Raw genomic sequence first — 22,960 nt, 5'->3', positions numbered from 1 at the left:
AATGCACAAAGTAGATATAGAACAATGGCTTGGACAGCACAACGATTACTTAGTTGATGCTGGCCATGGCCATTTTTTACATCCTGAAGTATTAACTGATTTCACTGCAATGCAAAATGCGGCGCTTCACGATGGTATAGACTTACAATTAGTCAGCAGTTACCGTGACTTTTCACGACAAATGGCTATTTTCAATCGAAAATGGCGAGGTGACGCCACGCTACTTAATGCAGAAGGTCAAGTTCTCAACTTCAGTGCACTGACGCAAGAAGAAAAACTGCACGCCATACTTACATGGTCAGCATTGCCAGGCGGTAGTCGTCATCATTGGGGTACCGATATTGATGTTTACGATAAGCAGGCCGTCGCTCAATCGCAGCAACCATTTAATTTGATTTGCGCAGAGTATGAAAAAAACGGCCCGTGTTATTCACTGGCTTGCTGGCTTGAAAGCAATATGGCCACTTTTGGCTTTTACCGCCCTTTTGATGAATACAAGGGCGGAGTAGCTAGAGAACCATGGCATCTTAGTCATAAATCAACCGCAACCTATTTTGAAAAAGCAAGAAACTTAGACGATTTAGCACACGCCATTTCACAAAGTGACATTGACGGCAAAGCATATATACTTTCTCAGCTACCTTTATTGTACACTAGGTATGTGCTGAACAACGGGCGAGACTAAATTACCGCCTCATTTAGATGTGTGGTACTTGCTTAGCTATTAAGAGAACATCATGGATTTTACTTGGGTTATTGTCATTATCGTCTTAGTACTTGGTGTGGTAATTGGCAATATCACACTTTTGAAATACAGTGCAAAGTTTAAGTTCCCCACGCCTTTGAAAACTGAAGACGGCGAAGAGCAAAATACCCATACTGATGGGACTTCAAAACAAAGCCCTCAAAAAAAGAGCAAGGGCTTTGATGACGATGACGAGTGGTAGAAGCTATTTTCGTGGGAATTCGTTTAATTTTTTTCATATTTAACAACTGTAAATACTCAACAATATCCTGTTGCTCACGCCTTTGAGCGTCCATCAAAAGTGTATTCCCCTGATGGTCTTTTAGGTTAAAATCAGCCCCGCGTTCTATTAAAAATTTCACCCGTGCAAGATCGCCATAGTAACCGGCCATATGCAGCGCAGAATCCCCTCGTTCATCTTGAGCATTAATATCTGCGCCTGCGTTAATAAGCACTTGCGCTAACGCTGAAACATCATCACCAAAATATTGCCACATTAAACGGCTCAGATAATGCTGCCCTCGAAATCCACGGTGAGTTAAGTCTGCTCCTGCTCTTGCAAGATAAGAAAAAAACCGCCCATTGCCCTGCTTCAACGCATAATCCATCAAGGGCAATTCATTAATCGTTTCATTTATCAAAGTTGGAGAGGCATTCAACATAGCTTCAAGCAACGCCAAATCGTGTGTAATAAAAGCGTGCATTAATATAGCTTCAGTAACCTTCTTTGATATGTGCCAATTGTTGCCTCTTTCAATTAATTCCAATGCTTCTCCGCGTCGCCCCGAGCGCAGCAAATATAATATATCACTGTCGAGTACAGGCACCTTTTGATGAGCTCTCTGCTGCTCACGTAACCATTCAATATGCGTAGATATTCTCGAGTAATGCTCTGTGGCACCGTAACTACCTTGAACGTCTGCTTCCTGACAACAGCTTACACCAGCCAAAAATGGAACGCCTGATTGGAAAATGAAGGCAGGACCGCCACTATCGCCTGTACCACTCACACCTTCAAACTCAGTCCCCTCAGCGGGTTCATTGAACTTAAATGACATCCAATGTCCATCTGTTATAGAAATAACATTTGTTGCACCGCGAAAAACACCGTCTCTTAGGCTATCTCCGGTTAAACCGTTACCCGTTGTGCCATTTCCTATTAGTGTAATCTGCTTGCCTTTTTCATCCTTATTTTCGTATAAAGGCGCATACTTTGCGCCAATCAAAGGCCACGCCAATTGTAAAAGCGCAATATCAGAATCGCCGCTTTTAGCAAAATCTGGGTGGCCAATGATGTGCGTAACAGGGTATTCGTTTTGTAGGTGTGTAATGCTCACGGGGTAATGTTCATTTGCATTAACACAATGGGCAGCTGTTACTAACCAGTAGTCATCTATGACTGTCGCGACGCAGCTGTCTAAATGTGCCACGTAAGGTGTTAGATCCTTTGCTAATTGCTGGTATTCGGCGTCAGGTTTGTCATGGCGAATAACAATGGCGTTTGCATCAAAGGTTGTTGATATGCTGCTTAGAATAAGTACCAAAGGCGTTGTTTTTATTATATTTAATATTGGCTGTAGATTCATTTAATTACCTTGAACTAACGTGTTTGTGATTAAATACGCTTTACTCAGTCGCGCTAACGCTGCAATCCCATGCTGTGTAGCGCACTGTGTTAACGTATTGTGGAAGCGTGTAGTTACGCGGGATAATTAACAATACAGAAATGATGTTGTTTTCCTTAAGGAAACCTTAGGGCATTAAAAATCAAAGAGTTAGATATAGTGGCAGTACAAAAAACAATAAATATTAAAAAGCCATTTTGGTTAAATGACTACTATATTGAACCGGAAAAAGGTTTGATTACTCGCGCAGATGAATTGTCTGAAAGAGGTATTGTTCCCCCATCAGATCAGGCTGTTTTGGTAGAACCAAAAGTCATGCAGGTATTGTTACTTTTGGTAGCCCATCACACAAAATTAGTGAGCCAAGAAGACATATTCACTGCTATTTGGCCACGATCAATTTACAGTCCAAGTTCTATACAACGTTGTATTGCTATTCTACGCAAAACACTCGGCGACAACGCAAAAACGCAAAGCGTAATAAAAACTCACCCCAAAAGAGGTTATAGCTTAGTTGCGAATGTATATCAGCCAGAAAGCGATCCCCGTAGCGTCAATGAAAAATCCGAAATTGGCGAAGCACAATCACCTAACAAACAAGTTATCACTCTGTTTCTCTCACCTTTGGTTGACTACTGGAAGTCAATCACCGCTATTTGTATCTTAGGTATTAGTTTATATTTTGCAGTTAGAGCTTATTGGAACGAAAAACCTTTGCCTGCTTTTCAGCAGGTTGCACTGGAAGTATTGTCTGCAACTGAAGAGGACGAATACTTTCCTCGTTTCTCTCCAGACTTACGCAATACAGCATATATAAAAGAGTCTGAAGATAATGCTTCGCTATGGCTTCGAGACAATCAAAGTAAGAATCACCAACTTCTGTATACGTCACCTCTCCCTATTCTCTCGTTTGCATGGCTTGGCAATAACCAATCATTGATTTTTACTGAATTGGATTATGTTGATGACAGCGCTCATTTTCTCATAAAGCGGTTAAGAATTAGCGATAGCTCAGTTGATGTTCAATTACTTCACGCACTTACGGGCTTTATCTATCTTACCGACATTAACATAGCTGATGATCATATTATGTATGCTCTGGTACAGTCTGCTGATTCATATAATATGCGTGTTCTTCAGGTTGATTTGATAACAGGGCAAGAGACATTTTTATCCCCTCTTGAAGAAACAGTTACCGTACGTGATATGGCTTTGTCTCAAGATGGGCGTCATTTAGCGTTAGTTGCTGAAGAAACGCGCTCACAACAACAGAAAATTTTTGAATATGACATTGAAAAGAAAAAACTCACCCACCGCATTACACTTGATGCCTCGCATATTAGGGTAAGTTGGCATCCGAACAACAAAACTTTGCTGCTTAGCGATACGCAACAGATGCGTATACTCGACAGTGAGGGTCAACTCTCTCAAGTTAATTACACTAGCTTCTCGCAAATCCAAGATGCTAGTTTTGCAGGTCCGAATCAAATTGTATTTAGTTTAGTAACTCGCGATGCTGATATAGTTAGTTACCCATTAGATAAAACCGAGCCCTTACTGACACCTTTAGATGTGGTTAATTCCACACAAATTGATCATAGCGCACGTCTTTCTCCCCTTGGCAAGCAAGTAGCCTACGTATCACAGAGGCCAAATACTCGACAACTATTTATCACCAGCGGGAGTAAAGAAAGGGAGCTTATATCGTCTGACAGTAGTTCAATGCCATTGAGCGCCCCTTTATGGCAATCAGAAACATCGCTTTTTGTCGCAGTTGGTGAAAAACTCAAACGAATTGATACACAGTCTGGCAACACAGAAGACTTTCATATAGAAGCAAATATCACCCATCTACTTAGCTGGCATGAAGATAGCCAAACCCTACTTGTTACCTTCAAACAAAACGACAATGTATGGATTGGTCGATTTTCCCCGCAAACCCAGAGGTTAAGCACTATTTTTCCGATTAAGCCTGAGCAGGCGGCCCATGCCATTGGAAACAAAGATATTGTCGTTATTCAAAATAATAAGCTTTTCCTAGTTACCCCCAAAGGGAACCTTGCATTACTGTGGGACACAGACGCAGACAATATCGATATGTCGGTAAATAGTGAAAGTGGAATGTTCTTTCAGGTAAGAAACCAAGGTGAGCATCAGTTGTGGCATTACGATTTGTCGGCAAAAAGTGCCACTCAAGTAATGACTGTTCCAAGCAATCAACTGCTCATCGACGTTAGCCAAGATGAGGGCACAGTGCTGTTTAGAAGGCTAGAGACAGAAATGGATATTGCCGCCATAAAACAGATAACTCGGCAATAGTGTAGCAGACAAACCTCGTCTTCTGGTGCGCATTCGCTAGTACGTTAAAACCCTTTCAAGCACCGTCTATCACTTAACCTCCTTTGAATTTAGGATCTTTGTTTTAAATTTTTATTGTAAAACGGTTGAAATATTTCACTTTCTGCCGATGAGGTTAGTAGACAGATAACAAACACCATTGCCGATGATATAAAAACTCGTTAATACTGGATATAACATCCATCAGACCTAATAACAAGAAGAGACGCGTCTATGAATATCCGCAGTAAACTCATCACCGCTTTCCTCGTCGCCGTTACCGTACCAATTATTGTATTGGTTGTAACAACAACGGTGCAGACGTTTACTCAGTCACGTGATTATTTTATTAATAGTGCTACACAAGAAATCCACCAAATTGACAATGCCTTCGAGTTGTTCTTTGAAGGAATGAAAGAGCATGTTCGCTATATGGCCAGCGATGAGCGTTTGTTAGCGGCGGCAAATACCGATATTACCAGTTACATCGGTAGAAGGGCAGATATGGTTCCCCTGCAAAACGGTGTCATTGAGAGCGAAATCTTTAAGTTTCACGGCCAGTTTAGAGACAAGCACCCTAACCTGCTTAACGTTTATATGGGCACGGAAACAGGGGGATTTATTCAGTATCCTCCTGAAACTATGGATAACTACGACCCGCGCAAAAGACCTTGGTATCAACAAGCCAAAAATGCATCTGGAAATGCGATTATAACCTCGCCTTATCAAGGTATTTCAGGTGGCCCGATGATATCTATTGCCACGACTATTGAGGGCTCAAGAGGGAGTACAATTGGCGTGCAATCTATTGATGTAACCTTAGATACGCTGACAAAATTGGTAAACGGGGTTAAGTTGGGTGAAACGGGTTACGTTATTTTAGTCGACCAAAACGGTGTGGTTCTTGCCGACCCGCGCAACAAAGCAAATAACTTCAAAAATATTAACGAGCTCAGTGGTAACCCACTTTATAAAGCGTTAAAAACTGAACGTGACAGCCACTTCACTGTTGATGGTGATGACGGTGAACTAACAGTAACCACCTATCGTTCACCTGCGCTGAATTGGCAGTTTGTAGGGGTTATTGAAAGCTCAGATATTGAAGCTCCAGCATGGAGTATCGTATCGACAATGATGGTTGTACTGATAGTCATGATTATTCTTTGCAGTGTTTTAGGCATTGTGATGGCCAATCGCATTGTTGCTCCAATCCACCGAATTAGCCGAAGTTTACGGGCTATTTCGGAAGGCAGAGGCGACCTCACTCAGCGCTTAGAAGTACGTGGCAAAGATGAAGTAAGTGACCTTGCGAATTACTTTAATGCCTTTTTAGATTCAATTCGCGATTTGATCACTGAAATCAAGCAGCAATCTGAGCACTTATATTCCGCATCAAATAATTTCACTAACATGGCGTCGTCTCTACAACAGGCCAGTGATAAGCAAGAGCGCTCAATTGAACAAGCAGCCACTGCCACTAATGAAATGGCCGCCGCTGCACAAGAAGTAGCGCGAAACTGTATTTCCACGCAAGAAGCCACTGAGCAAACGGATAAAGCAAGCCACAGCGGCCTGTCTATGATCCGCGAGACAGTTACACAAGTTGAGCAATTAAAACAATTGACTCAAGACTCATCTCAAGCAACCAAACAGTTGGAAAGTGAAAGCGATAATATCAACCAAATCCTAAACGTTATTAGGAGCATTGCCGAGCAGACCAACTTACTTGCACTTAACGCAGCTATTGAATCGGCGCGTGCCGGTGAACAAGGTCGTGGATTTGCCGTCGTTGCCGATGAAGTGCGCTCGCTAGCTCAACGCTCTTACGGTGCAACCGAAGAGATTGACGGCATGCTCACTAAGCTCATCGAGAGGACGCAATTTGTTTCTAATAAAATGGCCACAGGCTTAGATCAGTCTGAACAGGCTACGGATCAGTCTAACCAAGCACGAGCAACTTTCGAGCAGATAGGTGAGCTAGTACAGCAAATAATGAATCAAATCACTCAAATTGCCAGTGCAGCAGAAGAGCAATATCAAGTTTCAGAAGAAATCAGTCGTACAATATCCGGTATGCAGACATCAACTACTGATGTCAGTCATGCTTCAAAAGGACTTTCAAGTAACGCGGATAATTTGCTGTCTTTATCGAAAAACCTTAATGAACTGGTAGGTCAATTTAAGGTATAGAAACAACTGATTTTCATTCGTGCACAGCCAATACAAGAAGGGAAAGCCACAAGGCTTTCCCTTTTTAGTTTACAACGTCAGTAAATTCGTTATTTCAACAAAGATGAAACAGAAACAGAAACATTTTCAGCACCGCGATATATTTCATCCATAACTCCTTGGACTTGCGTTATCTGTTCGTTAGTTTGCTCTACATTCAAACGAACATTTTGCATTTGGTCCGATGCTTGACCTGACAACAATTTATTTTCACTTACCACCGACTCTATTTCTACCGTTGACTCGCTAGTTCGACTTGCAAGTTGCCTTACTTCATCGGCGACAACGGCGAAACCGCGCCCCTGATCGCCTGCTCTTGCCGCTTCAATAGCTGCGTTAAGTGCGAGCAAGTTAGTTTGCTCGGCAATAGCTCGAATAGTAGAGACAATCGCCTCAATATTACCTGATTGCTCTATGAGCTTTGACATAATTGCATTCGTTTTGTCTACTTGTTGACGTGCGGCATCAGATGAACTAACCGATTTTTTAAGCATCTCATTGCCTTTATCAGCAATCTGTGTAGTTTCTTCTGCAGTAGAAAAGGCCAATTCAGCCGCCTGCGTAACAAGCATTTTTTCTTTCACTTGTTCGGTAACATTAGTTGCAAACTTAATAACCTTTATCACTGTGCCCTCGGGCCCTATTATTGGATTATAGGTTGCCTCTAACCATATGGGATCACCACTCGCAGTGCGTCGTTCAAACAAACCAGATTGATGTTCACCTTGTCCTAATCGTCGCCAAAAATTGCTATTGTCAGCTAAAAACTCTTGGGTGCAAAACATTGAATGATGCTTATCTTGGATTTGCTCTAACGAGTATCCCATAGCATGTAAAAAATTATCGTTAGCTTTGCGTATGACGCCATCGGGTGTGAACTCGATTACAGCAGTCGACTTATCTAGCGATTCGGTAACAGCCTTACCATACGCGACCTCTTCCATTCTTTGCGTAACGTCACAGGCAATCTTCAGTACAGAGGTCACCGAACCGACACTGTCTTTGATAGGTATATAGGTCGCTTCAAGCCATACTGTCTGGCCATCCGGCTTAATTCGCTCAAACGTATTACTTTGCGAGTGACCATCTCTAAGCTGCTTCCAAAAATGCGAATACTCTTGCGAATCCGCATATTGTTTCAAACAAAACACCCTGTGATGCTTACCAGCAATATCTTGTGGTGTACAGCCCATAAGTTCACAAAACAGCGCGTTTGCTTCGATAATATCGCCAGTTGGCGTAAATTGGATGGTCGCAACAGACGCTTTTATACTCTCAAGCAAATGCCGACTAGCATCAGCAATAGCCTGCACTTTGCGCAACTCTGCATTGTGATGGGAAAGGGTAACAATCATCGCTGATCTCTTTTACTGTTCTAAAAAGTATTGAAGAAGTATAGATGATTATTTTAACTTGAGCTAAAAGTAAGAAAGCGGGCTTAGCCCGCTTTGATATACCCGGCAGAAAAACGAGTATAAGGTTGATTTAAAGATATATGACACATGATATGAACGTTAAAGTGGTGTAACCTTTACTGCTGTGCCACTAATACTTACCATTAGCATGCTGCCTTTGTCACCGATAACTTGATAATCAAGATCTATACCCACTACGGCATTTGCCCCCATGCCACGGGCTTCGTGTTCAAGTTCAGAAAATGCTAACTTTCGGGCCGTAGTAAGTTCTTCTTCATAAGAGCCTGAACGTCCACCAACAATATCTCGAATTGACGCGAACAGGTCTTTAAATACGTTTGCGCCCATTACTGCTTCACCAACAACAATGCCGTAATAGGCTTCTATTTTGTGACCTTCTAATGTGGGGGTAGTAGAAACAATCATAAATAACTCCTTTTAATGGAAATAATGCGTAACACCAATATAAACAATCGCTTAAATACTGTGGTCTTTTAGCGCCTCTTTTAACAACGCTAAACGTTGCATCGCATCGCGTTCATCATAAGCTTTAGTGGGCTGATTCCCCCAAACTGGTTTTGGCCATGCAATGTCATCTTCAAAGCGGGCAATATGGTGAACATGAAGCTGTCGAACCACGTTGCCAAGCGCGCCAACATTCAATTTATGCGGAGCAAAAAGTGTCTGCATTACACGAGAAACGTGTGCCGACTCTCTTAGCAACGCAATTTGTTCTTCATCAGCTAAATCAACTATTTCGGCTAGATCGTTTTTCCTTGGTACCAAAATGAGCCAAGGAAATTGGCTATCGTTCATTAACAATACACGACACAATGCAAGGTCGCATACAAAATATGTATCATCGTGTAAACGGCTATCTAATTCAAACATCAAGGTCTTCCAATTTGGTTGGGACCACGGTTAAAAGAGCACGCTGACCAATGGCAACATTCGCGTTAGGAAACACAATTGCTTCGCCATCGTACTCGGCTACGTACTGTTTACCCGACTCAGATGCCAGAACTTCACCTTTCGGAAAATCCATAAAGTTAGGTGTATCGTCTTCAAAATGAAGCGCAAAGTCTTCATGATGTTTATTAATCACTTGATTTACCCGATAGATATCAAGTGTGGCTATGTCAACCTCTGGTGCGAATTTTTCTTCACAAATCAATTGAGTAATTGCTTGTTTAGCATCTTCAAATCGGCTCATATCATTTTCACCAAACGGACGTACTTTACCCAGTTCAACCGTAAAGGCATGGGCATTGTGGTAGTAAGAAGAAAAGTAACTGAACGTCGTGGTGGCACTTTCTGAAAGCAATATAGTTTTCACGCCACAAGCAGCTAAAAATGCCAACTGCCCTTTGCTGTGCTTGCGCTCATGTAAATAAGGATATACCGCAAACTTTTCGTTTTTAGAGGCGCGAATAGCGGTGTGTAAATCATAATGAAATCGCATACCGTCATTTTGTTCAAAAAAATCAGCAACAGCTTCTTCTAATTGTTTAGCGCGCTTTCGCTCAATATTTATAAGCCCCTGCCCTTCAGAATGCGCCCCGCTAAACAAACGGTTCATATTTTCTTCCACAAACCGCTCCGCAATGTCCATCGCAGGTAAGTTTCCAAAAAGAAACAGTACATTGTGGGATAGGGTCAATTCACCTGTCAAAATGCGCTGGACAAGTTCATCACAAATCTCAATGGGTGCTGTTTCATTGCCATGCACACCACATGACAGCACAATTTGCTTCTTCTCAGATACAGTGGATTGCGGAAAAAAACGTATGATACCCGGTGCACTAACTTCAACCACGGTTCCATTATTTAGTGTGAATGTTAATGGGCTTTCAAAAAAAGAGGGAGAACGGCGTGATAATTCTAGAAATTGTCCGTTATCGATGAGTTCTTGCATGTCATTACCAAGAAAATGAAGAATGGCAATAGTGTAACGAGAGCGATAAACAAAATCACCCGCTCTTGGTAAATTAGATCTTTTGAAATGTCAGAATTTCTTTAACACACAAGGGTTACTTGGTATTTCATGTAATTGACACAGCAAAGCACAATCAAGCGTTAACTCGTAAAGGAGAGTTACCCACTATAATTTCTTGCTGTGATAGTTCTATAAAGTCTGATAATGGTACTGCGCGAGAAAACAAATATCCTTGACCACGTGTAACACCAACTTCTCTTAAAATATGCAGTTGTTCAATGGTTTCAATGCCTTCGGCGACAACAACACACCCTTTGGCATCACCAATAACCTTTGTTGCTTCAATAATTGCACGGTTAATGGGATCAGCCTCTAGTTCCATTACAAATGCTTTATCAATTTTTAATGCATCTAAATTAAGGTCTCGAATATAGGCAAGATTTGAATACCCTTTACCAAAATCGTCAACAGAAATTGACACTCCTAAATCCCGCAATTGGCCCAACTGCTTTTTAACCATTAACGAGTTGGAGAGCGCCACATCTTCCGTTAGTTCCAGCTCAATACGCGACAACGCAATGGAATAAGACTGACTAAGGGTTCTAAGTGTGGGAACGAGGTGATTGTCGTAAAGTTGCGTTGGAGAAATATTAACAGAGAGTGACAATGGCAGACGCAATGCTTCGAACTCAGCGAGAGTTCTAAATGCTTGCTCAAGCGTCCAATACCCAAGCTCATTCATCATATTATAGGATTCGGCAGCTTCAATTAGCGGGCCTGGAAAAAGCATACCATCAAGGGGATGATGCCAACGTAATAGACATTCGGCCCCTACCACCTTCAGGGTATTCAAATCCACTTTGGGTTGATAATAAAGCTCAAGTTCATTGTTTGCCAACGCTCGCTTAAGGTCTGCTTTTAATGCAAGGCTACGACCGGTATTTGTTTTGTTTATGGTAGAAAGCGCAAAGTAATTTTCATATTTATTTTCTTTTGCTTGTTTGAGTGCAGTCTCTGCACTAGACACAAACATGGTTAAATCAAATTCCTGATTACTATTACTGCTACACACAACTCCCACATTAAAATCTGCAATGAATGCTGTGTCCTCATAATGCATTGGCGTTTTAAAATGCTCCACCAACCGCTCGAACATCTTACGCAAAAAGTGCTCGTTGCTCTCGTTTGGAAATACAATGCCGAAAACATCACCACTAATACGTCCTAGTAAGACATTTTTACCGAATAGAAGCTGAATACGGTTGGCAATTTCTAATAAGAAACGATCACCGATATGAATGCCCAGGCTTGTGGTGACATCTGAAAATCTAACTACATCAACAAGCATAAGTGAAAGCGACTGATTCAGCGCTGCTTCTTTGGACACGCTATCAATAAACGCATAACGATTGGGAATGGTTGCCAGTGATGTGTGAACTTGGCTCATGATGTTTTCCTTGAGCGAAAACGCCCGTCGGTACTAAAAACAACTACTACTATAAAACCACGCTACTGATAAGTGCGCAACAAAACTAGCGTATTAGCTTACATACTTAATTATGTCATAATGTTTTGCAAAGAATACACTGAGCATCGTGTAAATCAAGGCATTTACCGACAATGCACCAAAAATATAAGATTAACCTAATAAAATAAGATCATTTAATATTCATAACTAAACAAAAAGCCCGGCGTGATTTCACAACCGGGCTTTTACCATTATGTTGCGTGTTTAGCTTTCAATCTTACAAGGTTGAAGCTTCCATACTCGCTCAACATAATCACGAATAGAACGATCAGAGGTAAACTTACCCATTTTCGCAGTGTTAATAATTGCCATTTCAGCCCAGCGATCTTTGTCTCTATACGCAGCATCGACAGCAATTTGAGCGTCAGAATATGCACGGAAATCAGCCAATACCATGTATGGGTCGCCGTTATCCAACAAGCTTTGTTTAATCGACACCAACGCACCTGGTTTGCCCGGTGTGAAGTAGTCGGTTTCTAACCAATCTAGTACCGCTTTTATTTCTGCATCTTTATAGTAGTAATCGTATGGGTTATAACCACTTGCTTTAAGCGCGTTTACTTCTTCTACAGTAAGACCGAAAATAAAGATGTTGTCATCGCCCACTTCTTCAGCAATCTCAACATTTGCACCATCCAATGTACCAATGGTAATCGCACCATTGAGTGCAAGTTTCATGTTACCAGTACCAGATGCTTCTTTACCCGCAGTGCTAATCTGCTCTGACACATCGGCAGCTGGGATCATTTTCTCAGCTAAAGACACGCGGTAGTTAGGCAAGAATGCTACTTTAATCTTGTTGTTTACACGTGGGTCGTTGTTGATTTTATCGGCAACCTTGTTAATTGCGTAGATAATATCTTTCGCCAATTTATATCCCGGTGCAGCCTTAGCGCCAAATACAAATACGCGAGGGTGCATGTCATAAGCAGGATTTTCCAAAATACGGCGATACAATGCCATTATGTGCAAAAGCGCGAGGTGTTGACGCTTGTACTCGTGAAGACGTTTTATTTGCACATCAAAAATGGCATTTACATCCACTTCTAAATCAAGAGATTTGCGAATTTCTTCAGCTAATAACTCTTTATTCTCAAGCTTCACTTTCATGAATTGCTTTTGGAATGTTTTGTTAGAAGCAAATTTCGCTAAGCCTTGAAGCTTGTCGAGATCTCTTGGCCAATCTTCACCAATTTTCTTATCAATAAGCTTAGAAAGCGCAGGATTACACGCTTTTAACCAACGACGCGGTGTAATACCATTTGTTACGTTGGTCAATTTACCTGGATACAGCTCATCGAATTCAGGGAAAAGCGAAGACTTCACCAAACGAGAGTGCATTTCTGCCACACCGTTGACTGCAAATGAACCAATAACTGATAAGTGGCCCATACGAACCATTTTCTCGTTACCTTCTTCAATGATAGAAAGCTTTGCTTTCATCGCATTGTTATTCGGCCACTTTTTATCGACCTCTGCCATGAAACGATGGTTGATTTCGTAAATAATTTCCAAATGACGAGGCAAGATTTTTTCAATCATACGCGCAGGCCACTTTTCTAAGGCTTCAGGAAGTAGTGTATGGTTGGTATATGCAAACACTTTTGTACTGATTGCCCACGCCTCATCCCAACCTAATTCGGCGCGATCGACGAGAATGCGCATTAATTCAGGTACTGCAATAGCAGGGTGAGTATCGTTAAGCTGAATAACAACCTGATCTGCAAAACGGCTCCAATCATCACCATGTGCACGTTTGTAGCGACGGATGATGTCTTTCAAAGAACAAGAACAGAAAAAGTATTGCTGAATAAGGCGTAATTCTTTACCCGCCTCAGTTTCATCGTTTGGATATAGCACTTTAGAAATGGTTTCCGCCTGTACGTTTTCACGTTGGGCATCTAAATAACCACCAGCGTTGAACACATCCCAATTAAAGTAGTCAGACGCTTCAGACTGCCATAAACGCAAAACGTTTACCGTTTTACCTTCATAACCTACTACTGGGATGTCCCATGGAACCCCTTTTACAATAGAGCCAGGATGCCATTCTTTGAGTACACGTCCATTTTCACCGTACTTGGTTTCCACATAACCGTATAAAGATACTTCTTGAATTGATTCTGGGCGGCAAATTTCCCAAGGGTTACCATAATCACGCCAGCTATCCGGTCGCTCAATTTGAGCACCACTTTTAATTTCCTGACGAAATAAACCGTGCTCATAGTGAATACCATAACCAATGGCAGGAAGCTCCATTGTCGCTAAAGAGTCGATGAAACACGCAGCAAGGCGACCTAGGCCACCATTACCTAATGCCATGTCAGGCTCTTCTTCTAGGATATCTGAAATTTCAACGCCTAATTCTTTCAATGCGCTGCTGGCTACATCAAACAAACCGAAGTTTTGCAGGTTATTCGACAGCAAACGGCCCATCAAGAACTCAGCAGAGAAGTAATGTACTGCTCGAGTATCATTTAAATAATGGCTCTTTTGGGTTTTGCGAAGCCCTTCTAGAACTTGTTCTTGAATAGCTGCGCATGTGGCTTTCCACCACGCGTGGTTGTTTGCTTTATTTTCGTCAGTACCTAAGGTGCAATGAAGATGTTTGATCACGGCAGCTTTAAAAGCTGTCTTATCTATCGTTGGAGAGGGTTGCGTCTTGGTCGCTTTAGCGTTCATTGTGCGTCTCACTCTTAATAAGCGGTGCTCGGGCACCAGAAAACGTAATTTAATTACAGAATAAACTAAGAATATGACAGCAATATAGCAGCACTTAAACGATTATGTTGTAAATTTTTTGTTAAAATTACAAAAAATCGCATGAATTCGTATGCAATCATGCGATTTTTAACATTAGATTTACAATTAAATTTTAAACAAGGTTATTTTTTAGGCATTAGGCGATGATTTTACTTACTAGCTCTTCAGCTTCAGAAATCAATTCTTGTAAATGACTTTCACCTTTAAAGCTTTCTGCATAGATTTTATAAATTTGCTCGGTGCCCGATGGGCGTGCAGCAAACCAGCCATTTTCAGTAGACACTTTTAAACCGCCAATGGCAGCGTTGTTACCAGGAGCATGAGTTTGCACCGCGGTAATTGCCTCTCCAGCAAGCGTATCGCTGGTAACCACAGACGCATCCATTGCAGACAATTTTTGCTTTTGCTCTAAGCTAGCAGCCACATCTACACGGTTATAAACAGGTGCATCGAACTTTTCCGTTAACGCTTGATAGTGCTCACCTGGGTCTTTACCGGTAACTGCTAGAATTTCAGCGGCTAAAAGGCATAGTATAAAACCGTCCTTATCGGTAGCCCACGTGCTGCCATCGCGCTCTAAGAAAATACCACCCGCACTTTCTTCACCAGCAAAACCAATGGTACTTGTAGATAGTCCTTCTACGAACCATTTAAAGCCTACTGGCATTTCAGCAAGTGGCTTATCTAAACTTTTTGCCACTCGGTCAATCATGCTACTTGAAACAAGGGTTTTACCTATTTTCAACGTTGAAGGCCATGCTGGACGATGGGTATATAAGTAGTTAATCGCTACCGCAAGATAATGATTGGGGTTCATCAAGCCTGCACTTTTACAAACGATACCATGACGGTCAAAGTCTGGGTCATTCCCCCATGCAAGGTCGAAATTATCTTTTAATTCAATAAGGCCCGCCATGGCATAGGCAGATGAGCAATCCATACGCAGTTTGCCGTCTTTGTCACGACGCATGAACCCAAATTGAGGGTCTACTGCATCGTTTACTACCGTAATATCTAAGCCATATTTTTTAGCAATAACAGACCAATAACCCACACCAGCGCCACCAAGTGGGTCAGTACCCAGCTTTAGTTTCGCTTTTGCAATGGCTTGCATATCAATCACCTTGGCAAGGTCATCAATATAAGGTTCCATGAAGTCTTCTTCGCGAACAAGTTCGTTTTGCGTTGCTTGGCGGATATCAATACGCTTTACATCTTTATTGCCATTGGCAATCAAAGCATTTGCTCTGTCTTGTATTTGCTTAGTAACGTCGCTATCGGCCGGACCACCATGAGGCGGATTGTATTTAAACCCACCGTCAGAAGGCGGGTTATGTGACGGCGTTATAACAATACCGTCCGCCTTTACATCACTATTAGAGCGGTTGTGGCGAATAATAGTACGCGAAATAACCGGCGTGGGCGTATACCCCATACTTTCGTTGTCACTGCGTTGAATTACCACATCAACATCATTTGCGCACAGTACTTCAATGGCGGTAACCATGGCAGGTTCAGACAAAGCATGGGTGTCTTTACCGACATAAAGTGGCCCAGTGATCCCCTCTTGTTGACGATACTCCACTAAAGCTTGGCAAATTGCACTAATATGCGTGTCAGTAAAAGTAACATTAGAGGCGGTACCTCGATGGCCCGATGTACCAAATGCGACAGCCTCTGCTGGCTTACTGCTATTTGGCTTAAAGCTGTAATACTGACTAACCAATTGAGCGACGTTTATCAATTGCTCTTTTGCTGCATGCTGGCCGGCTTGCGGATGTAATGCCATGAAAAAGTCCTTATTGTGAACGTGTTATTTATTTACCTTCGGAAGAAAAACGGGAAACTACGGCTTCAACAACCTCAGGCTGATAACCTAATTGACGCAAGACCTGTTCCAGCATGTTGGTTTTTTTCGCCGTATTATTATTAGTAACCACCCAAAACGGGCTTTCTGGTATCGCTTTCGGGTTGGTACTGCTGCCATTTTCTAGCAACGCGGCTTTGCTAGTAGCAAAATAAGTACGGTTTTTACCTTTGATGTTTTCTACATTGGTAAAATTATCTGCATTGAGTTTGTGCGCTGCACTCAAAACAAACAAGAATTGATCAACACGTTTTGTGAATGCTTTAAGCGCATTATGTGTAACCACATCGAGAATATCTTGCCTACTGTGCAATTCTAAAGGTTCGCTTTTTACTGATGCAGCAGTTTTACTACTAGACGTTACTGCTTTTGAAGGGGCTGCGACTGTCTTGGCAACAACTTTACTTGGCGATTTAACCGTAGCTCTACCTTTTTTTGCAGCGGTAACCGTTTTTTCTGACGTACTAGCAGCAGATATTTCGTCAACTGAGTTAACTTCAGCGTTATCGCTCGCCGATGTTTCTACAGTGGCATTTTTTTCTTCAGTTTTTAGTGCCAATGTAGCGCTCAACTCAGTATTCGACGCAACACCGTCTTCAGGTAACAGCAAGCGTCTTAAAATTTGTGATGCACTCTCACCAATATGCTTAGTCTGACTGGCGATGAAGGCATATAAATCGTCATCTATTTCAATGCTTTTCATAACTACTTCCTTTTTAAGAGCCTCCATTATAGACAACCAAGCAGCACTGCGCAGCACTTAATCTTTGTTGTTTACATGTTTAGATAAAATCCATCGGTAATTGGGGCTGATACCTTTGTATGGAAGTACAAAAGAAAGCCATCACTGCGTCTTGGTAGTATGTACTAGAGCGCGTTGACCTTTACGGTACGTTTTTGCAGCAAAGAGTTTGCATTCAGACAAGGAAGTGCACACGTCGTGTAGCCATCTACATAAGTGTGCGCAGACGCAGGATATATGCTAAACAATTGCTGTCTGAAAGGTTCATCCAAGCGAGCCTCATGCTGCTTTTCTCGTTGCTAATTTGGAATAACCAAACCACGTAACTCGCTCGTTGCATGAAACTCGCTTGGAATGAACAAAAAGTGTACCGTAAAGGTCAACACGCTCTAACAACAAAACTAAAATTTTGCGCTATATGTATGAATAGCGACACACCTCAAATACGAAAGTGACTTTATTATGCGCTCTGACATTATTGCTATTAAGCAAGCACTTGGCGAAAGAATAATTGGTAAAGAACACCAGTTACAGCTTGCAATCGCTTGCTTATTGGCCAACGGACATTTACTAATTGAAGATTTGCCTGGTATGGGTAAAACCACCCTGTCCCATGCACTTTCGCAGGTTTTTGGACTGCATTATTCTCGCATTCAGTTTACCTCAGACCTGCTACCTTCGGACATGTTAGGCGTTAATATTTTTCACAGCCACGAGACTGACAACGAAAAGCAGTTTAGTTTTCGACATGGCCCTATCTTCAGCCAAGTGGTGTTGGCCGATGAATTAAACCGCGCCAGTCCAAAAACGCAAAGCGCTTTACTTGAAGCAATGGAGGAACGTCAAGTAAGTATTGACGGTGTCACTCATTCCCTGCCCTCTCCGTTTTTTGTTATTGCCACACAAAACCCGAGCAATCAGTCAGGTACGTACCCTTTACCTGAGTCTCAACTCGACCGCTTCTTCATGAAGATATCGTTGGGGTATCCGGCGTGGGAGGCTGAAAAAGCCATGCTATTACAGAAAAACACCAGCGAGACACTCATGCAAATTATCAGCGAATCACAGCTACTAGAAATGCAAAGCCAAATCACAAAGGTACATGCTGGCGAAGCAGTTATCCATTACATATTGCGCTTGGTCAGTGAAAGCAGGGAAAACAGTGAGTATCCAAACCCTTTGTCTCCACGGGCGAGCCGTGCACTACTTCAAGGTGCGAGAGCGTGGGCTTTTATCGCTGGTAGAGATTTCGTTACCCCAGACGATGTACAAGCTGTCTTTGTGGCAATAACCTCCCATCGACTAACAGCGTCAAGTGCGCATCAGCGACAAAATAATATGCAAAGCAGTTCGTTAGCCGGCGAAATGTTGAGCATAAAATTGCTTGAAAGTGTCGACCCTCTTGCGGCATAACTATGCGCTTATTTAAGTCTTCAGCACAAGACTGGTACAAACAACGTTGGCACCGTTGGCTCGATAAAAGAATACCAGCAAGTGCTAGACAACAAATGAGCCTGAATAGCATTTTTATTCTGCCTACCGGATTTGGCTGGGCATTTATTATAATGGCCATTAGTTTGTTTTTGCTGGGAACAAACTATCAGAACAACTTAATGCTACTGCTTTGCTATCTGCTGCTAAGTATTATGTTGTTGGCCCTTTTTTATACCCATCAAAACTTTTCATACCTTGCACTTAAAGCACTTACCGTTGACCCCTTTCATTGTCACCAGACAGGCCAGTTAGTACTGCAAGTCACGCCTCACCGACAACACAAAAACAAATACGTTAATGGACAGTTATTGGTGTCATGGCTGACGCTACCACGCACACACCCCGTTGTAGTAGAACTCAACCACAAGACTACCACCTTTTTGCTTGATAATACTGGCAGCCAGACACTTTGCATTCCTTTATCCTACGAAACACGAGGGCTTCACCGTTTACCCCGGGTTACTTTGGCCTGTGACTTTCCATTGGGCCTTTTTAAGTGTTGGACCCATTTGGATTTTGATTCAAAGGTTATTGTCTACCCTCAGCCTATTGAAGGGGATGTCAATTATGCGCTGGCTGGAAACGATGAAGAAGAGTCGGCAGCTTCTTTGCAATTTTCTAATGCATCGGATTTTTATGCACTAACCGATTATCACATTGGTCAACCGCTAAATCGTGTAGCATGGAAGCAAGTGGCCAAAAATGGAAACTGGGTTATAAAACAATTCGCTTCGCCGCAGAGCGACATCACTACTTTATCGGTCAACGATACTATCGATATTGAAAGGGCTATCTCGGTGCTCACATATCATATTTTATTGCTCAGCGAAGAGAATGCGGTTTTCGGGCTAAAGTTCCGCTCAATTGACATAGCTCCGAGTTCGGGCAAAGAGCACAGTAAAGCATGTTTACATGCACTCGCCTGTTTAGAAAGCTCACCTTCACCCTCACCCTCACCCAAGGTGAGTCATTATTCAGCGTTTAACATTCAACGTGATGCAGTGAATAAAAAGCAAAGGTCATAAAAATGAAAGATGTGATCACGAACTTCATTCATCATAAAGGCTCTTCACCCATTCTATTATTGAGCCTAGCGTATAGCATTTTGCTACTGACGCTGAGTGAATCCTTGATGCTTTGGGTTTTACTACTGGGTTTATGTTCGTGCGTGGCAAGGTTAGTCGCCGTTAGGCAACCTGACAGTATTCCCAAAACGCGTACGGTAAACTTACTTGCCGTTTTGTCCATTTTTGCACTGTCTTGGTTTGGCCTATCTATCGGACTACTAGACAGTATGCTCAACCTTTTAGCTATTGCCTGTGCGTTGAAGCTAATACAACTGAATAAAAAACGGGACTTTCACCTACTTATTTGCACGTGTCTGTTTTTAATTGGGTGTGGTTTTATCTCTGCGTTAAGTATTTTCGCATGGTTTGGCTATACGGGGGTTCTAGTCCTACTTTTATTAGCGACAGCAGCCTATCACGGACCACAAATTTCATTTCACCGACATCTAAAGTTTGTGATGTTGATCGTGCTACAAGGGTTACCCATAGCGTTTTTACTTTTTTAGTTTTACCTCAGCTTCCCCCTCTTTGGCAAATGCCCACCTCAAAATCATCAAAAACGGGATTAGCGGAAACCGTGACACCAGGTGACATTGCTTCTTTAGCCCAATCGTCAGAACTTGCTTTCACCGCGACGTTCCAAAATAAGGAAGACGTACCGGTTATGGCACGGCGTTATTGGCGCGCGATGGTCATGGAGAACTTTGATGGAAAAACATGGGCTATTGATGACAAACGCAAGCTGGCCGAACGTCAACTTGAAAACCTTGGTAAAACCCCAAAATCACTGCAGTTGTCCTCAACAGATGAAATAAGTGCTATTGCATATGAAATGATTGTTGAGCCCACTCACCAAACATGGTTGTTTGGCTTAACTTTGTCGACACCCGACAACAGCAAGAATACGACTTTTGTGAGACAACGCCATGACCATACATTGCAAGCAGAGTCTGCTATCACCAGCAAAAAGCAATTTCATCTGCACTATTTACCTAATTTAACCGTGCCAAATAGTACTGGCGAATTTGAAAAGCAGCTGAACCTTTCCGTTGCACGCAATTCAAATCCGGAAACACAAAAATGGGCAAATGAACTAAAAGTACATTATCAAGACCCTATGCGTATCGCCGAGGCCATTATGGGTTATTTTGCCTCTCAGTCCTTTCGCTATACGCTGTCACCTAACCCAATGCCTTCAAATCCAGTAGATACGTTTTTATTTGATGAGCAAGCGGGCTTTTGCGCACACTATGCCGGTGCCATGGCATTTGCCTTGCGCGCGGCAGATATTCCAGCAAGGCTAGTCGCGGGCTACCATGGAGGAGAGTCGTTAGAGGACAACGTCCTGCAAATAAGACAGTACGATGCACATGCTTGGGTAGAAGTACTAATTGATAACAAGTGGGTTCGCTACGACCCCACCAGCATGGCGGCACCTAGTCGCATTACACGAGGACTGGAGCAAGCTCTTCTAGATTTTGGCGAAACCCGAGAGCAAGGCTTTTTAAGAGACTTTACACAATCCGGTCTCATAACTGAATTACAAACGTGGCTAAGGCATTTGGACTATTCATGGAGCAAATGGGTACTGGGTTTCGATGCCAATAGCCAGCGGGATATATTTGAAGAGCTTTTAGGGGATTTAAACACCACAAAAATAACCGTCGCATTTTTAAGCGCGTTTTTACTTGTTGGCTTTATTCTACTGCTGTATTTCTTCCCTTTTAAGCATACTTCGAATCAACCGCAATATCACCGTTACTATTTGAAAACGTTGAAGCTGCTCGAACAAAAAACGGGAATAAAAAGAAATAACCAAAGTCCACTTGCGTACACACAACAAATCGCACCGCATTTGAATAATGAAACGCGCACTATTATCAACGAGCTAAACACTTACTACATGAAAGTGGTTTATCAAGGTGCAATTGATGAAACAGTGGCAAATGAGAACATGAAAGTGCAATACAAGACCTTAAAACACTCACTAAATTAGTGCACAACTATCGAAGTTGGTGCAATAAGAACTGTAGCGACACATTGAGCACATACCTATATTTCGAAAGCACAGACTCGTATCACATTGTTAAATAATAAATTTTTCACATCATAATTATGCACTCTATCTATTTGGCACTCTTTTGGCATTGCGTATATTACAAATGCGCAGCTGAATCAAAAAAACGATGCGTATTTTGTAAATAGAGTAATTATCGACAATTTAAGGTTCAGGACAAAGGCGTCCCCAGCATTTTCTAACGAGAGTGTTGCGGACGCTTTTTTTTGATCTTTGAAAAGTTATGACTCCTTACTAACATTATTTATATGAGGTGAAACAATGGCTTACCTTCTTCCTGCAGAATTTGCAACCAAAATGGTAGATGCCGGTGAAGCAAAAATCTACATGTCGACACGAGACACGCTCATTCGCGCTTTTATGGCTGGTGCAATACTCGCGTTGGCCGCAGTTTTTGCCATCACAATTGCGGTTCAAACGGGCGTATTTCTTATAGGTGCCATACTCTTTCCTGTGGGCTTTTGCATGCTATACCTGATGGGATTTGATCTACTGACCGGGGTATTTGTTTTAACGCCTTTGGCTTGGTTAGCAAACCGCCCAGGTGTTACACCGAAACAAATATTACGCAATTGGGGCTTAGTTTTCTTGGGTAATTTTGCAGGTGCTCTAACGGTAGCCTTTATGATGTCATTCATTTTTACCATGGGTTACAACGTGGATGGCGGTGCTATTGCAACTAAAGTTGCTGGTATTGGTGAAGCAAGAACACTCGGGTATGCAGAGCATGGTGTTGCTGGCTGGTTTACTATTTTCATTCGCGGCATGCTGTGTAACTGGATGGTGTCACTAGGTGTAGTTGGTGCAATGATTTCTACTCACGTTAGCGGTAAAGTACTGGCCATGTGGATGCCTATTATGCTGTTTTTCTTTATGGGATTTGAACATTCAGTAGTAAATATGTTCTTGTTCCCTTTCGGTCTTATAATGGGTGGAGAGTTCTCAGTAATGGACTACTTCATTTGGAATGAGATCCCAACTGCATTGGGCAACTTGGTAGGTGGTCTGGCCTTTACAGGTTTAACACTATACACAACCCACGTGAAAACCTTACCTAAGCGCAAAATTCCCGTTAATAAAGCTGCTGCAGCTGAAACACTTCCTATCTAACGCGATAGAAAGGAAAGTGAACCAA

Annotated in this window: 16 protein-coding genes and 2 pseudogenes; 9 read left to right on the top strand and 9 right to left on the bottom strand. The window is 42.2% G+C overall.

Annotation, left to right across the window (positions count from 1 at the left end):
• Position 1 precedes the first annotated feature (1 nt).
• Positions 2-685, top strand: a complete 684-nt coding sequence (locus EYR97_RS12295; protein WP_131094100.1) for a M15 family metallopeptidase — start codon at positions 2-4, stop codon at positions 683-685.
• 52 nt (positions 686-737) lie between these two features.
• Positions 738-815 (top strand): annotated as a pseudogene (locus EYR97_RS22385) (DUF2897 family protein); the annotation flags it as partial.
• 10 nt (positions 816-825) lie between these two features.
• Here EYR97_RS22385 and EYR97_RS12285 read toward each other — a convergent pair.
• A complete protein-coding gene (locus tag EYR97_RS12285) occupies positions 826-2,331 on the bottom strand; it encodes an ankyrin repeat domain-containing protein (RefSeq protein ID WP_131094098.1) in 1,506 nt (501 codons plus the stop codon).
• Positions 2,332-2,529: 198 nt separating this feature from the next.
• Here EYR97_RS12285 and EYR97_RS12280 point away from each other — a divergent pair, with 198 nt between their 5' ends.
• Together EYR97_RS12280 and EYR97_RS12275 are read left to right on the top strand one after the other, a co-directional pair.
• Complete coding sequence (locus EYR97_RS12280) at positions 2,530-4,689, top strand: winged helix-turn-helix domain-containing protein (protein WP_131094097.1); 2,160 nt, start codon at positions 2,530-2,532, stop codon at positions 4,687-4,689.
• 252 nt (positions 4,690-4,941) lie between these two features.
• Complete coding sequence (locus EYR97_RS12275) at positions 4,942-6,897, top strand: methyl-accepting chemotaxis protein (protein WP_131094096.1); 1,956 nt, start codon at positions 4,942-4,944, stop codon at positions 6,895-6,897.
• Positions 6,898-6,986: 89 nt separating this feature from the next.
• Here EYR97_RS12275 and EYR97_RS22610 read toward each other — a convergent pair whose 3' ends face one another.
• From EYR97_RS22610 to EYR97_RS12235, 8 genes are all read right to left on the bottom strand, one after another.
• Complete coding sequence (locus EYR97_RS22610; RefSeq protein WP_131094095.1) at positions 6,987-8,291, bottom strand: PAS domain-containing methyl-accepting chemotaxis protein; 1,305 nt, start codon at positions 8,289-8,291, stop codon at positions 6,987-6,989.
• Positions 8,292-8,450: 159 nt separating this feature from the next.
• Entirely contained in the window at positions 8,451-8,777 is a 327-nt protein-coding gene (locus EYR97_RS12265; RefSeq protein WP_131094094.1) for a heavy metal-binding domain-containing protein, read from the bottom strand.
• A gap of 51 nt (positions 8,778-8,828) precedes the next feature.
• A complete protein-coding gene (locus EYR97_RS12260; RefSeq protein ID WP_131094093.1) occupies positions 8,829-9,242 on the bottom strand; it encodes an HIT domain-containing protein in 414 nt (137 codons plus the stop codon).
• A complete protein-coding gene (gene astE, locus EYR97_RS12255; RefSeq protein ID WP_131094092.1) occupies positions 9,235-10,266 on the bottom strand; it encodes a succinylglutamate desuccinylase in 1,032 nt (343 codons plus the stop codon). The genes EYR97_RS12260 and astE overlap by 8 nt, the downstream gene beginning before the upstream one ends.
• 154 nt (positions 10,267-10,420) lie before the next feature.
• Entirely contained in the window at positions 10,421-11,734 is a 1,314-nt protein-coding gene (locus EYR97_RS12250) for a bifunctional diguanylate cyclase/phosphodiesterase (protein ID WP_131094091.1), read from the bottom strand.
• 285 nt (positions 11,735-12,019) lie between these two features.
• Positions 12,020-14,497: a glycogen/starch/alpha-glucan phosphorylase gene (locus tag EYR97_RS12245; RefSeq protein WP_131094090.1), complete on the bottom strand. Its 2,478-nt coding sequence runs from the start codon at positions 14,495-14,497 to the stop codon at positions 12,020-12,022.
• A gap of 217 nt (positions 14,498-14,714) precedes the next feature.
• The gene (gene pgm / locus EYR97_RS12240) at positions 14,715-16,367 is read right to left on the bottom strand and encodes a phosphoglucomutase (alpha-D-glucose-1,6-bisphosphate-dependent) (protein WP_131094089.1); all 1,653 of its coding nucleotides are present in this window, start codon (positions 16,365-16,367) and stop codon (positions 14,715-14,717) included.
• 28 nt (positions 16,368-16,395) lie between these two features.
• A complete protein-coding gene (locus tag EYR97_RS12235) occupies positions 16,396-17,148 on the bottom strand; it encodes a SeqA protein (protein ID WP_131094088.1) in 753 nt (250 codons plus the stop codon).
• Positions 17,149-17,649: 501 nt separating this feature from the next.
• Here EYR97_RS12235 and EYR97_RS12230 point away from each other — a divergent pair.
• From EYR97_RS12230 to EYR97_RS12210, 5 genes and pseudogenes are all read left to right on the top strand, one after another.
• On the top strand, positions 17,650-18,600 hold the full coding sequence (locus EYR97_RS12230; RefSeq protein WP_131094087.1) for a MoxR family ATPase: 951 nt from the start codon (positions 17,650-17,652) through the stop codon (positions 18,598-18,600).
• 2 nt (positions 18,601-18,602) lie between these two features.
• A complete protein-coding gene (locus EYR97_RS12225; protein WP_131094086.1) occupies positions 18,603-19,706 on the top strand; it encodes a DUF58 domain-containing protein in 1,104 nt (367 codons plus the stop codon).
• Positions 19,707-19,708: 2 nt separating this feature from the next.
• A pseudogene (locus tag EYR97_RS22710) lies at positions 19,709-20,682 on the top strand (DUF3488 domain-containing protein); the annotation flags it as partial.
• Positions 20,683-20,865: 183 nt separating this feature from the next.
• Entirely contained in the window at positions 20,866-21,744 is an 879-nt protein-coding gene (locus tag EYR97_RS22705; RefSeq protein ID WP_404840968.1) for a transglutaminase family protein, read from the top strand.
• 342 nt (positions 21,745-22,086) lie between these two features.
• A complete protein-coding gene (locus tag EYR97_RS12210; RefSeq protein ID WP_131094083.1) occupies positions 22,087-22,935 on the top strand; it encodes a formate/nitrite transporter family protein in 849 nt (282 codons plus the stop codon).
• The last annotated feature ends 25 nt before the right edge of the window (positions 22,936-22,960 follow it).

The organism is Alteromonas sp. KUL42, from assembly GCF_006538325.1.
In the GTDB taxonomy this organism is placed as follows: Bacteria; Pseudomonadota; Gammaproteobacteria; order Enterobacterales; family Alteromonadaceae; genus Alteromonas.
The sequence above is the reverse complement of the archived record's forward strand: the minus strand, read 5'-3'. Positions and strand labels throughout refer to the sequence as shown.